This is a genomic window from Methylobacterium sp. A54F (genome assembly GCF_053346035.1).
In genome coordinates, this window is the sequence record NZ_JBKFBF010000004.1 from 16,274 (window position 1) to 29,538 (window position 13,265).

The window sequence follows — 13,265 nt, forward strand, 5'->3', positions numbered from 1 at the left end:
AGACCCGCTCGCCCATGGCCATCCGCCCCCTCGTCATCCTCCCCGACGCGCGCCTGCGCCTCCCCTCCGAGCCGGTCGGCCCGGTGACCGCGGAGATCCGGACGCTCGCGGCGGACATGCTGGAGACCATGTACGACGCCCCCGGCGTCGGCCTCGCGGCGATTCAGATCGGCGTGGAGCGGCGGGTCGTCACCATCGACACCTCGAAGGACGATGCCGCCCGCACGCCCATCGTCTTCCTCGACCCCGAGATCGTCTGGGCCTCGGAGGAGAAGCGGGTCTACGACGAGGGCTGCCTCTCGATCCCCGACTACTACGCCGAGGTGGAGCGCCCCGACCGCGTGCGCGTGCGCTTCCGCGACCTCGACGGCCGGGAGCAGGAACTCGAGTGCGAGGGCCTCCTCGCCACCTGCATCCAGCACGAGATCGACCACCTCAACGGCGTGCTGTTCATCGATCACCTGTCGAAGCTCAAGCGCGACCGCGTCGTGAAGAAGTTCGCCAAGGCGGCCAAGCGCGGCGAAGCGGCCTGAGGGCGCCGCCGCGATGCGCGTCGTCTTCATGGGAACGCCCGATTTCGCGGTGCCGACGCTGGCCCGCCTCGCGGCGGACGGGCACGCGATCGCGGCGGTCTACACCCGCGCGCCCGCCAGGAGCGGCCGCGGCATGGCCCTGCGCCCCTCCCCCGTCCAGGCCGAGGCCGACCGGCTCGGCGTGCCGGTGCTGACGCCCGCGAGCCTCAGGGACGAGGCCGCCGCGGAGACCTTCCGCGGCCACGGGGCGGACGTGACGGTGGTCGTCGCCTACGGGATGCTGCTGCCCCGGCCGATCCTCGATGCGCCGCGCCACGGCTGCCTGAACCTGCACGGGTCTCTCCTGCCCCGCTGGCGCGGCGCCGCCCCGATCCAGCGGGCCGTTATGGCCGGCGACGCGGAGAGCGGCGTCGGCGTGATGCGCATGGAGGCGGGCCTCGACACCGGGCCTGTCGCCCTGGAGGCGCGGGTGCCGATCGTCCCCGGCATGACCGCCGGCGCGCTGCACGATGCCCTGATGCCGATCGGGGCCGAGCTGATGGCCCGGGCCCTGCGGGACCTCGCCTCCGGCACCCTCGCCTTCACGCCCCAGCCCGAGGCCGGCGTCGTCTACGCGCAGAAGATCACCAACGACGAGGCCCGGATCGACTGGGCCCGGCCGGCCCGGGCCGTGGCCAACCACGTCAACGGCCTCTCGCCCTTCCCCGGCGCCTTCTTCGAGGCCGATCTCGGCAAGGGCCTGGAGCGCGTGAAGGTGCTGCGGGCCGTGGACGTCCCGGAAGGCTCCGCCGTCCCCGGCACGCTCCTCGACGAAGCCGGCACGGTCGCCTGTGCGGAGGGCGCCGTGCGGCTCCTGGAGCTGCGCCGGGCCGGCCGGGGCGGCTCGGCGGACGGCCCGGAGTTCCTGCGGGGCGCCCGGCTCCGGCCCGGCACCCGCCTCGGCTGATGCCACGCTACCGGCTCGTCATCGAGTACGACGGCGGACCGTTCTGCGGCTGGCAGCGCCAGGCCGAGGATCCGACCGTGCAGGGCGCGATCGAGGATGCGGTGACCCGCTTCTCCGGTGAGGCGGCGCGCCTCACCTGCGCCGGGCGCACCGATGCGGGCGTGCACGCCACCCATCAGGTCGCCCATCTGGACCTCGCCAAGGCTTGGCGCGCCGACACGGTGCGAGACGCGCTGAACGCCCACCTGCGGCCGCGGCCGGTGGCGATCCTGTCGGCCGAGCAGGTCGGCCCGGATTTCGACGCCCGCCACTCCGCGATCCGGCGCCACTACCGCTACCGCATCCTCAACCGGCGCAGCCCCGCCGCCCTCACCCGCGCCGGGGTCTGGCACGTGCCCTGGCCCCTCGACGCCGAGCTGATGCACGCGGCGGCGCAGCGGCTCGTGGGGCGCCACGACTTCACGGCCTTCCGGGCCGCCGAGTGCCAGGCGAACAGCCCCGTCCGGACCCTGGAGCAGCTCGACGTCGCCCGGGCGCCGATGGGGTTCATGGACGAGATCGTGGTAGCGACTTCGGCCCGATCCTTCCTGCACCATCAGGTCCGCGCCATGGTCGGCACCCTGATGCTGGCGGGCAGCCGCCGCCTCGGGCCCGACGACGTGGCGGAGATCCTCGCGACCCGGGCCAAGCACCGCTGCGGCCCGCTGGCCCCGGCCTGCGGCCTGACCTTCGTGGGCGTCGACTACGGGTCTCTAGAATAAACTCTAGATTGACAAAGCCCGTACTACCACCACTCTAACTTCCGATTTTGCCCTGCGTCAGGGCATCTGAAGTTGCGAGGATGGCGGGATGACCGCGCCCTGGATATCAGCCGAGAACCTGAACTGGCTCCTCGCGACCCTCTGTCTCCTGGTGCCGGCGCTGGTCTTCATCGCCATCCGAGGCACCGTGAAGGTCCACCGCCAGGGCATCGTCCGCGACCTGGCGACGGTGTTCCAGGTCTCGAAGAAGGGGGAGGCCACCGACGGGGACGGCCCCATACCGTCCTTCGAGTTCGTGAAGTACAAGTACTTCCTCGGCCGGCCGCGGGACGGTCAGGAGCGAAACCAGGAAGATTTCTCCGCGATCGACTGGGCGAGCGGCCTGCTGCCCCTCGTGGTGGTCCTGATCCTGGCCGGATACCTCGTCTCCCGCAGCTTCGAGGCCGATCTCCTGAACTACCTTCTCGGCACCGCATGCGCTTCCGCGGATGACATCTGCGCGTGGCAACAGGTGCGCTCCGCCCTGTTCGTCTCGCTGCTCGCGGCCTTCGCGGGTGGCTACATCTTCATGATCCGCAGCTTCTTCCGGGCGATCAACAACTTCGATCTTGGGCCGGGCTCGTTCGTCGGCGCCGCCATCAATCTCATCGCCGGCGGCGCCCTGATGACGATCCTGGTCTTCGGCTTCGACATCGTCACCCACGCGACGCGCTCCGGCGGCTGGTTCGGAGGCCTGCTCCTCGCCCTCGGCTACGCGGTCGGACAGCTGCCCGAGAGCGCGAGCCGGATGGTGACGGACCGCAGCAGGCTCGCGCACGTCAAGCGCTACAATCCCAGGATCTACCGCGAGATCAGCGCCACGCCGGTCGATATCGTCGACGGGATCGACAGCGAGATCCGCGACCGGCTCGCCGATCATCACATCCGGTCGACCCAGAACCTGGCGACCGCCAACCCGCTCATGCTGTTCGTGGAGACGCCCTACGGCGTCTACCAGATCATGGATTGGGTCGCGCAGGCGCAGCTCTGCTGCTCCGTCGGGCCGGACAAGCTCCTGCTCCTCTGGCGCCTCGGCATCCGCACATTGTTCGACCTGGAGCGCGCCGCGCTCGACGACCGCTGCAGAAGCCCCGAGCTTCTGCGCGCGATCGGAGCGATCCTGTTCGCGGATGAAGTGCGAGCAGATGAAGCAGGGGCGACTACCAAGCACGCCCGCGACATCCACCCGGACATGGTGGTCGCGTCCATTCAGGTGAAGCTCGACGACCCGCACGTGCATCGTCTCAGGCAACTCTTCATCCTGGTCGGCGAGCGGCTCGGCAAGGCCAATCGGCGCTTCTCCGCGAGCCCACCGGGAGAAACACCGGGAGAGCGTGCGGAGGGCCCGCGGGGCGAGGCGTCGGACGAGCCGGCGGATCAGGCCGCCGCGGCCGAGGCGAAGTAGGTGTCCAGCACCCGGCGGTAGATCGCGGTCAGGCGTTCGAGGTCGGCCACGGCCACGCATTCGTCGACCTGATGCATGGTCTCGCCGACGAGGCCGAACTCGATCACCGGGCAGGCATCCTTGATGAATCGGGCATCCGAGGTGCCGCCGGTGGTGGAGAGAGTCGGGGAAAGCCCCGTCTCCGCCGCGATGGCGGCGCTGACGAGGTCCGTGAAGGCGTCGGGCCGCGTCAGGAAGGCGGGGGCGTTGGAGGGCTGCAGGTCCAGGGTGTAGCGCACGGCGTTGCCGGCGGCGCGCTCCAGTCGGCGGCGGATCTCGGCTCCGAGGCTTTCGGCGGTCCAACCCTCGTTGAAGCGGATGTTGAACACCGCGCGCGCATCGGCCGGGATCACGTTGCTGGCCGGGTTGCCGACGTCGATCGTCGTGAATTCGAGGTTAGAGGCGTCGAAGTGCTGGGTGCCGCCGTCGAGCGGCTCGACGCCGAGGGCGGTGGCGAGGCGCAGCATCCCGGGAATCGGGTTCTCGGCCCGGTGCGGGTAGGCGACGTGGCCCTGGCGGCCGTGGACGATGAGCCGGCCCGTCAGCGAGCCGCGCCGGCCGATCTTGATCATCTCGCCGAGGCGGCTCGGGTTCGTCGGCTCGCCGAGCAGGCAATGGTCGAAGCGCTCGCCGCGCGCCCGGGCCCAGTCGAGGAGCTTGACGGTGCCGTTGACGGCGGGCCCCTCCTCGTCGCCCGTGATCATGAAACCGATCGAGCCCCCGAAGGCGGGGCCGCGGGCCGCCAGGAAGCCGAGGGCGGCGGCCAGGAAGCACGCGATGCCGCCCTTCATGTCGACGGCGCCCCGGCCGTAGAGCAGGCCGTCCGCGACCGTGCCCGCGAAAGGTCCGTGCCGCCACGCCTCCGCATCGCCCGGCGGCACCACGTCCGTGTGCCCGGCAAACAGCAGGCAGGGGCCCTCCTCGCCGATGCGGGCGTAAAGGTTCTCGATGTCGGGCGTGCCGTCTTCCGAAAAGACCGGCCGCTCCACTGCGAAGCCCGCGCCCTCCAGGATGCCGGCGAGGTAGCCGAGCGCCCCCCCCTCCTCCGGCGTCACCGAGGGGCAGCGGATCAGGCCCTGCGCGAGGGCGAGCGGGGACGGGTCCTGCACGGCGGCAACCTTCGGGCGGCGGGCAACGCCGACCGCGCATAGGCGGCCGGGCCCCGATGTGCAAATCCTCACCTTCCGGGCCCGGCCGGAAGGGTCTATCTGCCGGGGCATGGCACTCACCGGCGACGAGATCGAACGCTACGCCCGCCACCTCGTCCTCCCCGAGGTGGGCGGCCCCGGCCAGGGGCGGCTGAAGGCGGCCCGGGTGCTGGTCGTCGGCGCGGGCGGCCTCGGGGCCCCCCTGATCCAGTACCTCGCGGCCGCCGGCCTCGGCACGATCGGGATCGTCGACGACGACGCCGTGTCCCTCTCGAACCTGCAGCGCCAGGTCATCCACGGGACGCCGGATATCGGCCGGCCGAAGGTCGCGAGCGCCGCCGACGCGGTGGCGCGGCTGAACCCGCACGTCGCGGTGGAGCGCCACCCGCACCGCCTCACGGAGGAGAATGCGCAGGCGCTGATCGGGGCCTACGACCTCGTCGCGGACGGCTCGGACAACTTCGCGACCCGCTACGCGGTCTCGGATGCCTGCTACCGCGCCGGGAGGCCGCTCGTCACGGCGGCGCTGGGGCGCTTCGACGGGACGCTGACGACGATCCGCGCCCACGAGGCCGGCCCGGACGGACGGCCGAACCCGACCTACCGCTGCCTGTTCCCCCACCCGCCGCCGCCCGGCACCGTGGCGCCCTGCGCCGAGGCCGGGGTGCTCGGCGCGCTCGCGGGCGTGATGGGCTCCCTGATGGCCCTCGAAGTCATCCGGGCGGTCACCGGGTTCGGCGAACCGCTCGTCGGGCGCCTCCTGATGGTCGACACCCGCTCGATGCGGTTCGAGACGCTGGCCTACGGCTGGGACCCGGCAAACCCGCTCAGCGGGACGGAGGGATCGCCCGACGCCTGATCCGGGCCGATACCGGGCGCGGGCGTCGTCAGACGGCGGACGCCGGGCCGCGGCACGAGGTCGGGCGGCTGCTTGAGGCCCGAGGCCCAGCCGAGCCGCCGGAAGGCGAGCAGCAGGCGCCACCCGAGGTCCGATTGGCCCGGCTCGATGCCGAGGCGCGCGGATTGCGGCCAGGCGTGGTGCGTGGCGTGCCATGCCTCGCCGAAGGTGATCAGGGCCGCGGCCGGCAGGTCGTGCCCCTGCACGGCCTCCCCCTCGACGATCCAGCCCTGAGGGCCGTCCCGATGGGTCAGGTGAACGACGAGCCAGTGCCCCGTCAGCGAGACCGCGATCCGCACCGGCACCCCCCAGACGAGCCAGGGCAGGCCGCCGACCGCGTAGAACAGCAGGGCCCAGGGGATCTGCTGGGCCATCCAGGTCGCCTCCAGCCAGCGGTAGAAGCGGTCCTCGGCCAGCCGCGGCTCGGGCACGAAGCGCGGCGGCCGCGCCAGCACCAGCCGCATGTGCATCTGCATCCAGGCGTCCCGCAGCAGCGGAAGGCGGTTGGCGTGCAGATCGTGGCACGCGGGCTGCCGCTGCGCCCAGTCGCGCATGTCGTGCAGCCGCACCATGCCGAGCGGTCCGGCCATGCCCACCAGCGTGCCGAGATAGACGAGGCCGTACTCGAGGCCGCGCCGCGCCTCGAAGCTCCGGTGCACCAGCAGCCTGTGCATGCCGAGCGAGTGGCCCGCGCAGAGCGTCACGGCGGTGGTGACGAGGAAGAGCAGGACGGCACCGGGCGAGACGAACCAGGGACCGAGCACGATGGCCGAGAGGGTCATGCCGCCGACCCAGAGACTCTTCGCCGGGGCCCATTCGACCAAGCCATCGAGGCCCGACGTCTCGGCATCGGCGATCATGCGCTCGGTCGAAGAGTGCTGCAACATCCCCTCCTGTTAATTAGCAAATTAACTAAATAACAGGAGGCGTTTGTCAAGGTTCGGATGGTCGCCTACACACCACACATGCAGCGCGTCTTCGAAGCCCTGGCCTCGGCTCCCCGCCGGAAGATCCTGGCGCTCCTCGCTCACGCCGAGCTCAGCGCCGGTGAGATCGCCGCGCGCTTCGACATGACCAAGCCGTCGATCTCGCAGCACCTCGCGGTGCTGGAAGCAGCCGGGCTCGTCGCGAGCGAGAAGCGGGGGCAGTTCGTCTATTACCGTCAGGTCAGCGAGAACCTGATCAGCACGCTGACCGGGTTCGTGCAGGAAGTCTGCCCGGTGTCGCGGCCGCTCCGCCGCGAGAGCGCCGCGCGCGGGATCGCGGATTCGCCGACCGCGCACTCGGTCAGGGGATCGGCGCCCGATCCAGGCAGCACTTCTTGAACTTCAGCCCCGAGCCGCACGGGCAGGGATCGTTGCGGCCGACATCCTTGAACGGGTTGCGCACGGGCTCGCCCGCGCCCTCCGCCGTCCAGGCGAGGTCCGCGATCGGATCGTCCAGGGTGCCGAGGCCGCGGGCCTCGCGGTCGCGCGGGTCGGCGGGCTTGCGGACGGCGCGCTGCAGGGTCTCCCGGAACCAGGCGGGGTCGCTGAACTCTCCGGTGAGGCGGCCGTCCCGGCGGGCGGCCTCCGCACGCGGTGCGAGGTCCTTCAGGCCGAGGAGCGCGATGGTCTCCTCCCAGCCGATCCAGGCCGATCCGCCCTCCACCGCCTTGCGGCCGTCGTCGAAGCGCACGAGCAGGGCGGCGACGGCCTCGCGCGGGATCCGGCCCTCGTGCGTGAGGTGGGTGAGCGCGGCGAAGACCGCGTTGCGGGCCTCGTCGTCCGCGCTGCTGTCGAGGAGGACGGCGAAGAGGGGCTCGACCTCGCCGTCGTAGAGGGCGGCCACCACCCGGTGCAGGGTGGCGGTGATGGCGTCGCCGAGGATGCCGTCGAGAGCCTCCGGGTCCTGGCGGAGCAGCCGGAGCACGGGCGGCAGCGCGCGCGTGTCCCGGGCTGCCGCCAGGACGTGGAGGCCCCAGAACAGCAGGTTCGCGTCCGCGTCCGACACCGCGTCCGGGTCGTCCGCGGCCGTGTCCAGCACGGCGAGCGTCGCCTCGGCGATGGTCGACGGGTCCGCGACCGCCCGCTCCAGGGCAGCCCGCGGCAGGTGCTCGGCCTGCCGGAGGATCGCGATCAGGTCCGCATCGCTCACGCCGGGTCAGCTCCGCAGGCCGGCACCGGTCTTGCGGGCGACCTCGGCGACGATCCGCGCGCTCACCGCCTCGATGTCGGCGTCGGTGAGGGTCCGGTCGGTTGGCTGCAGGCGCACCGCGATGGCCACCGACTTCGAGCCCTCCGGGATCCCGACGCCCTCGTAGAGATCGAAGACCTCGATGCCGGCGATGAGCTTGCGCTCGGCGGCCTGCGCGGCCTTCACGATCTCGCCCGCCGCGACGTCGCGCGCTACCACGAAGGCGAAGTCCCGCGAGACGGGCTGGAAGTCCGAGAGGGCGAGGGCCGGCTTGACCTTCGTGGGCTTGTGCTTCGGGAGCGGAAGGGCATCGAGCACGATCTCGAAGGCCACCAGCGTGCCCTTGAGGTCGAGGGCCTTCATCACCCGCGGATGCACCTCGCCGAAGGCGCCGACCGGGTTCTTCGGGCCGAACTGAAGGGTGCCGGAGCGGCCCGGATGCAGCCAGGCCGGGCCGCCGGCTGCGACCTGGAGGCCGCCCGTCGGCACGCCGAGGCTGGCGAGGAGCGCCAGCGCGTCCGCCTTGGCATCGAAGGCGTCAACGGTCGCCGACGACCCGTTCCAGTGCCGGCCGCCGCCGGCGAGCCCGGCGCTACCCCGCCGCACGGCGGCCGCCCGGATGGTCTGCCCCTCCGGCTCGTCGCTCGCAAAGCACTGGCCGACCTCGAACAGGGCGACGTCGGGCGCGCCCCGGTCGGCGTTGCGCTGCGCGGCCCGGAGGAGGCCCGGCACCAGGCTCGGGCGCATGTCGGAGAGGTCCGCCGCGATGGGGTTGGCGAGCGCGAGGTCCGCCCCGCCGCCGCCGAACAGCTCGGCGTCCGCGTGGGGGATGAAGGACCACGTGACGGCCTCGAGGAGGCCCCGGGTGGCGAGCGCCCGCTTGGCCGCCCGGGTCCGGCGCTGGATCACCGTCAGCACGGGCTTGGCCACCGCCGCGTCGAGGCGCGGCAGGGGCTTCGGCTCGATGCGATCGAGGCCGGCGATGCGGATGATCTCCTCGACGAGATCCGCCTTGCCCTCGATGTCGGGCCGCCAGGAGGGCGATCGGACCTGCACGCGGTCGCCGGTCCCGTCGATGTCGAAGCCGAGCGTCTCCAGCGTCGCCGTCATCTCGGCGCGGGAGAGCTCCAGCCCCGCCAGGCGGCGCACCTCGGTCCAGGGGAAGTCGATGACGTGTTCCGTCTCCGGCGGCTCGCCCGCGACGACCGCCTCGCTCGGGCTGCCGCCGCAGAGGTCGAGCACGAGGCGCGTGGCGAGGTCGAGCCCCGGCAGGGCGAAGGCGGGGTCGACGCCGCGCTCGAAGCGGTAGCGCGCGTCGGTGACGATGCCGAGGCGCCGGCCGGTCTGGGCGATGTTGCGCGGGTCCCAGAGGGCCGCCTCGATCAGGACGTCGGTGGTGTCCGCGTCGCAGCCGGAGGCCGCGCCGCCGATGATGCCGGCGAGCGACTCGACGCCGGCCTCGTCGGCGATCACCACCATCTCGTCGGTCAGCGCGTAGGTGCGCCCGTCGAGGGCCGCGAGCGATTCCCCGTCGCGGGCCCGGCGCACGACGAGGCCGCCCCGCACCTTGCCGGCGTCGAAGACGTGGAGCGGGCGGCCGCGATCGAAGGTGAGGTAGTTCGTGATATCCACGAGCGCGTTGATCGGGCGCAGGCCGATGGCACGCAGGCGCGCCTGCATCCAGGCGGGCGACAACCCGTTGCGCACGCCCCGGACGAGCCGAAGCGCGAAGAGCGGGCAGAGCGCGCGGTCCTCCGCCGGCAGGTCGATGGCGAGGCGCACCGGGCACGCCCCCTCCCCGCTCAGCGGCGGCAGCGGCAGGCTCTTCAGGGTGCCGATGCCGGTCGCGGCGAGGTCGCGGGCAATGCCGTGGATCGAGGTGCAATCCGGACGGTTCGGCGTCAGGTTGATCTCGACGACCGGGTCGTCGAGGCCCGCGTAGAGCGCGTAAGGCTGGCCCACCGGGGCGTCGGCGGGCAGGTCGAGGATGCCGTCGTGGTCGTCGCCGAGGCCGAGCTCGGCGCCCGAGCAGAGCATGCCGCGGCTCTCCACGCCCCGGATGGTGCCGACCGACAGGGTGATGTTCTTGCCCGGCACGTAGGTGCCGGGCGGGGCGAACACCGACAGCATCCCCGCGCGGGCGTTCGGGGCGCCGCAGACCACCTGCACGGGCTGCCCGTCGCCGGCATCGACGGAGCAGACGCGCAGCCGGTCGGCGTTGGGATGCTGCTCGGCCGTGAGCACCTTCGCGACCACGTAGGGCGCGAGCGCCGCCGCCTTGTCCTCGATGCCCTCGACCTCGAGCCCGATGCGGGTGAGCGTCTCGGCGACGGTGTCGAGGGACGCCTCGGTGTCGAGGTGGTCTCTGAGCCAGGAGAGGGTGAATTTCATTTTACAGTCCGGATCTTCAGGAGGGTCGCGTCCGCCCGATCAGGCGCGCGGCCAAGAGTTTGCGTTCCGAGACATCCAGGCGGCCTAGGAGCTGGATCGCGGATTCGGCTTGCTCGATCAGGTCTTCCGTCTCGCGTCGCGTGGTCCGGAACCCGGGATCGTAATCGGCGTCGTGACGAAGCTTCTGCAGGAGGCGGAAAATCTCGCCGAGCCGTCTGACGTCATCGCTCGTTCCGGCGGTCGTTCTCGCGATCTCGAAAACCCGTCTCGCTGCGGCGTGATCAAGGGAGCGGTAGATCAACCGAAACGGAGGCCAGGGTGCCCAGGCTCCGACGAGCTCGCGACCGCAGAACTCCGCAAGCGCATGGAACAGAGCATAGTAGGCGGTCGAGATTGCTCGCGCGAGGGACTCCTTGCGAGGCCTGCCGCCGTCCCGGCCAGCGAGTTCGCGCGCGATCGCGAGAAGCTCCTGATGCATCTACGCCGCTCCGGACCGCTCTTCCTCGGCGTAGCGCAGACGCAGGTACGGGAACCGGACTTCGCCGGCTTCGAGCAGGGCGTGACTGAGTTCGTGGAGGGCGTTGGAAGCAACCAGTCCACCTAGCGGATTGACGTTTGGTTTCATGAAAGCGTCGATGAACAGCGCTGTGGTCTCCAAGCCGTCCTCTTCCACCCGAACCTCGATGCGGTCGAGCCTACGACGCCCCAGCGACGGCGCAAGGATCCGATGAGCAATCTTTTCGATCTCGGCATTTGTCACGACGGAAGCTCCACACGCGACCCCGAAAAGCAGACCTTATGCTATCCCGTCAGCCCGCCCACCAGGCTCGGCACGTCGAGGGGCCGGAAGCCGTAATGGTCGAGCCAGCGCACGTCCGCCTCGAAGAACGGGCGCAGGTCCGGCATGCCGTACTTCAGCATGGCGATGCGGTCGATGCCGACCCCGAAGGCGAAACCCTGCACGCTGTCCGGGTCGAGGCCGCAATTGCGCAGGACGTTCGGATGCACCATGCCGCAGCCGAGGATCTCCAGCCAGTCCGTGCCCTCGCCGAAGCGGATCTCGCCGCCCTTGCGCGAGCACTGGATGTCGACCTCGGCGGAGGGCTCCGTGAAGGGGAAGAACGAGGGGCGGAAGCGCATCTTCACGCCCTCCACCTCGAAGAACGCCTTGCAGAACTCCTCCAGCACCCACTTCAGGTTGGCGATGTTGGCCGAACGGTCGATGACGAGGCCCTCGACCTGATGAAACATCGGCGTGTGGGTCTGGTCGGAATCGTGGCGGTAGGTCCGGCCCGGGATGATCACGCGGATCGGCGGCTCCTGCGCGCGCATCGTGCGGATCTGGACGGGCGAGGTGTGGGTGCGCAGCACCTTGCGCTGCCCGCGGCTGTCGGGCCGCAGGAAGAAGGTGTCGTGCATCTCGCGCGCCGGGTGCCCGGGCGGGAAGTTGAGCGCCGTGAAGTTCAGCTCGTCCGTCTCGACGTCCGGACCCTCCGCCACCGAGAAGCCCATGTCGGCGAAGATCGCGGTGATCTCGTCGATCACCTGGCTGATCGGGTGGATGCGCCCGCGCGCCTCCGGCGCCTCCCGGAGCGGCAGCGTGACGTCGACGCGCTCGGCGGCGAGCCTGGCCTCGAGGGCCGCCTCGCCCAGCGCCGCCCGCTTCTGCGCCAGGGCATCCTGCACCCGGTCGCGCAGCCCGTTGATGAGGGGCCCCCGCTCCTTGCGCTCCTCGGGCGACATCGCGCCGAGGGTCTTCAGCAGGTCGGAGATGGTGCCCTTCTTGCCGAGCGCGGCGACCCGCACGGTCTCCAGGGCCGGCTCGTCCGCGGCGGCCTCGACCTGGCCGAGGAGGTCGCGCTCGAGAATGGCGAGATCGGTCATCGCAGTCCCTCAGGCCGGCGAGCCCTTCGGAAACGCGGGCTCTGACATGACGAGGGCGCGGCGCATCTGCTGCGCCGCGCCCTCCGAACGGACGTCCCCGGTGGGCGCCGCGTGTGTCCGGAGGTCCTCAGGCCGCCTTGGCGGCCGGCAGGGCGGACTTCGCCTTCTCGACCACGGCCGCGAAGCTCGCAGGCTCGTGGATCGCGAGCTCCGAGAGGGCCTTGCGGTCCACCTCGATGCCGGACTTGGCGAGCCCGTCGATGAAGCGCGAGTAAGTCAGGCCGTGCTCGCGGACGGCGGCGTTGAGCCGCTGGATCCAGAGGGCGCGGAAGGTGCGCTTCTTGTTCTTGCGGTCGCGGTAGGCATACTGCATGCCCTTCTCGACCGCCTGCTTGGCGATGCGGATGGTGTTCTTGCGACGGCCATAATAGCCCTTCGCAGCCTTCAGGACCTTCTTGTGCTTCGCGTGACTGGTCACGCCGCGCTTGACGCGGGCCATGGGATATCTCCTGGATCAGAAAAAGCAGTGTCGGCGGGTGTGCGAAGACTTACCGCGCGTTGGGCAGGAAGTACTTCTTCACGTTGGCGGCATCGCCCTCGAACAGGGTGGTGGTGCCGCGCAGGTTGCGGATCTGCTTCGTCGTCCGCTTGATCATCCCGTGGCGCTTGCCGGCCTGGGCGTAGAGGACCTTGCCGGTCCCCGTGATCTTGAAGCGCTTCTTGGCGCCCGACTTGGTCTTCAGCTTGGGCATTTGGCTCTCCGCTGCGCATGCACCGACCGGCCGGGCCGGACCGGATGATGCGCTCGTTGGATGCTTCTGGGAGCAACAGAACCCGCCACGGCAGCCCTCACTGGCCGGGCGGTTCGACGCGGGCGGCTTATGACAGAAACGCCGGCCCGCTTCAATGCCCCCCGGACGCACTGGTGAAAGCGGCTGCGCGCGGCGTGCGCAGGCTGCACAGCGGACGGGCACCGGCCGCTGAAAGCTTAATCCCAGATGAACAAGACTGAAGAACGGGTTTTGCGGGGATATCTCGCCGGGCGC

At 71.1% G+C, this 13,265-nt stretch carries 15 protein-coding genes; 6 read left to right on the plus strand and 9 right to left on the minus strand.

Features of this window, described 5'->3' with window-relative positions; translation table 11 throughout:
- Positions 1-14: 14 nt before the first annotated feature.
- From def to ACLBXP_RS08185, 4 genes are all read left to right on the plus strand, one after another.
- Positions 15-533, plus strand: coding sequence for a peptide deformylase (gene def, locus ACLBXP_RS08170; RefSeq protein WP_447667133.1), 519 nt, complete (start codon positions 15-17; stop codon positions 531-533).
- Positions 534-546: 13 nt separating this feature from the next.
- On the plus strand, positions 547-1,479 hold the full coding sequence (gene fmt, locus ACLBXP_RS08175; RefSeq protein WP_447667134.1) for a methionyl-tRNA formyltransferase: 933 nt from the start codon (positions 547-549) through the stop codon (positions 1,477-1,479).
- Positions 1,479-2,240 carry a tRNA pseudouridine(38-40) synthase TruA gene (truA, locus tag ACLBXP_RS08180; RefSeq protein ID WP_447667135.1) on the plus strand — a complete coding sequence of 254 codons (762 nt, stop codon included), beginning with the start codon at positions 1,479-1,481 and terminating at the stop codon, positions 2,238-2,240. Before fmt ends, truA begins: the two co-directional genes overlap by 1 nt.
- Positions 2,241-2,328: 88 nt before the next feature.
- Complete coding sequence (locus ACLBXP_RS08185) at positions 2,329-3,684, plus strand: hypothetical protein (RefSeq protein WP_447667136.1); 1,356 nt, start codon at positions 2,329-2,331, stop codon at positions 3,682-3,684.
- Here ACLBXP_RS08185 and dapE read toward each other — a convergent pair.
- A complete protein-coding gene (dapE, locus tag ACLBXP_RS08190) occupies positions 3,657-4,832 on the minus strand; it encodes a succinyl-diaminopimelate desuccinylase (RefSeq protein WP_447667137.1) in 1,176 nt (391 codons plus the stop codon). The two genes, ACLBXP_RS08185 and dapE, sit on opposite strands and share 28 nt — an antisense overlap.
- A gap of 109 nt (positions 4,833-4,941) precedes the next feature.
- Between dapE and ACLBXP_RS08195 the strand changes: the two genes are divergently transcribed.
- The gene (locus tag ACLBXP_RS08195) at positions 4,942-5,730 is read left to right on the plus strand and encodes a HesA/MoeB/ThiF family protein (protein ID WP_447667138.1); all 789 of its coding nucleotides are present in this window, start codon (positions 4,942-4,944) and stop codon (positions 5,728-5,730) included.
- Here the strand turns inward: ACLBXP_RS08195 and ACLBXP_RS08200 are convergent.
- The gene (locus ACLBXP_RS08200; protein WP_447667139.1) at positions 5,673-6,656 is read right to left on the minus strand and encodes an acyl-CoA desaturase; all 984 of its coding nucleotides are present in this window, start codon (positions 6,654-6,656) and stop codon (positions 5,673-5,675) included. The genes ACLBXP_RS08195 and ACLBXP_RS08200 overlap by 58 nt on opposite strands.
- Before the next feature lie 78 nt (positions 6,657-6,734).
- Here ACLBXP_RS08200 and ACLBXP_RS08205 point away from each other — a divergent pair, with 78 nt between their 5' ends.
- A complete protein-coding gene (locus ACLBXP_RS08205; protein WP_447667427.1) occupies positions 6,735-7,094 on the plus strand; it encodes a metalloregulator ArsR/SmtB family transcription factor in 360 nt (119 codons plus the stop codon).
- Here ACLBXP_RS08205 and ACLBXP_RS08210 read toward each other — a convergent pair.
- The 7 genes from ACLBXP_RS08210 to rpmI all read right to left on the minus strand — a co-directional run bounded on the left by ACLBXP_RS08210 (position 7,057) and on the right by rpmI (position 12,971).
- Positions 7,057-7,905: a DUF1186 domain-containing protein gene (locus ACLBXP_RS08210; RefSeq protein ID WP_447667140.1), complete on the minus strand. Its 849-nt coding sequence runs from the start codon at positions 7,903-7,905 to the stop codon at positions 7,057-7,059. The genes ACLBXP_RS08205 and ACLBXP_RS08210 overlap by 38 nt on opposite strands.
- A 6-nt stretch (positions 7,906-7,911) precedes the next feature.
- A complete protein-coding gene (pheT, locus tag ACLBXP_RS08215; RefSeq protein WP_447667141.1) occupies positions 7,912-10,335 on the minus strand; it encodes a phenylalanine--tRNA ligase subunit beta in 2,424 nt (807 codons plus the stop codon).
- Positions 10,336-10,351: 16 nt separating this feature from the next.
- Positions 10,352-10,813: a HEPN domain-containing protein gene (locus ACLBXP_RS08220; protein ID WP_447667142.1), complete on the minus strand. Its 462-nt coding sequence runs from the start codon at positions 10,811-10,813 to the stop codon at positions 10,352-10,354.
- Complete coding sequence (locus tag ACLBXP_RS08225; protein WP_447667143.1) at positions 10,814-11,095, minus strand: hypothetical protein; 282 nt, start codon at positions 11,093-11,095, stop codon at positions 10,814-10,816.
- 41 nt (positions 11,096-11,136) lie between these two features.
- Positions 11,137-12,219, minus strand: a complete 1,083-nt coding sequence (gene pheS, locus ACLBXP_RS08230) for a phenylalanine--tRNA ligase subunit alpha (RefSeq protein WP_447667144.1) — start codon at positions 12,217-12,219, stop codon at positions 11,137-11,139.
- A gap of 127 nt (positions 12,220-12,346) precedes the next feature.
- Positions 12,347-12,718, minus strand: a complete 372-nt coding sequence (gene rplT, locus ACLBXP_RS08235; protein ID WP_447667145.1) for a 50S ribosomal protein L20 — start codon at positions 12,716-12,718, stop codon at positions 12,347-12,349.
- Positions 12,719-12,767: 49 nt separating this feature from the next.
- Positions 12,768-12,971, minus strand: a complete 204-nt coding sequence (rpmI, locus tag ACLBXP_RS08240; RefSeq protein WP_447667146.1) for a 50S ribosomal protein L35 — start codon at positions 12,969-12,971, stop codon at positions 12,768-12,770.
- Between the last annotated feature and the right edge of the window lie 294 nt (positions 12,972-13,265).

Excerpts from the sequence above, each read along its gene's own strand:
- def (WP_447667133.1), top strand. The coding sequence starts at position 15 with ATGGCCATCCGCCCCCTCGTCATCCTCCCCGACGCGCGCCTGCGCCTC.
- fmt (WP_447667134.1), top strand. The coding sequence starts at position 547 with ATGCGCGTCGTCTTCATGGGAACGCCCGATTTCGCGGTGCCGACGCTG.
- truA (WP_447667135.1), top strand. The coding sequence starts at position 1,479 with ATGCCACGCTACCGGCTCGTCATCGAGTACGACGGCGGACCGTTCTGC.
- ACLBXP_RS08185 (WP_447667136.1), top strand. The coding sequence starts at position 2,329 with ATGACCGCGCCCTGGATATCAGCCGAGAACCTGAACTGGCTCCTCGCG.
- ACLBXP_RS08195 (WP_447667138.1), top strand. The coding sequence starts at position 4,942 with ATGGCACTCACCGGCGACGAGATCGAACGCTACGCCCGCCACCTCGTC.
- ACLBXP_RS08200 (WP_447667139.1), bottom strand. The coding sequence starts at position 6,656 with ATGTTGCAGCACTCTTCGACCGAGCGCATGATCGCCGATGCCGAGACG.
- ACLBXP_RS08205 (WP_447667427.1), top strand. The coding sequence starts at position 6,735 with ATGCAGCGCGTCTTCGAAGCCCTGGCCTCGGCTCCCCGCCGGAAGATC.
- pheT (WP_447667141.1), bottom strand. The coding sequence starts at position 10,335 with ATGAAATTCACCCTCTCCTGGCTCAGAGACCACCTCGACACCGAGGCG.
- ACLBXP_RS08220 (WP_447667142.1), bottom strand. The coding sequence starts at position 10,813 with ATGCATCAGGAGCTTCTCGCGATCGCGCGCGAACTCGCTGGCCGGGAC.
- pheS (WP_447667144.1), bottom strand. The coding sequence starts at position 12,219 with ATGACCGATCTCGCCATTCTCGAGCGCGACCTCCTCGGCCAGGTCGAG.
- rplT (WP_447667145.1), bottom strand. The coding sequence starts at position 12,718 with ATGGCCCGCGTCAAGCGCGGCGTGACCAGTCACGCGAAGCACAAGAAG.
- rpmI (WP_447667146.1), bottom strand. The coding sequence starts at position 12,971 with ATGCCCAAGCTGAAGACCAAGTCGGGCGCCAAGAAGCGCTTCAAGATC.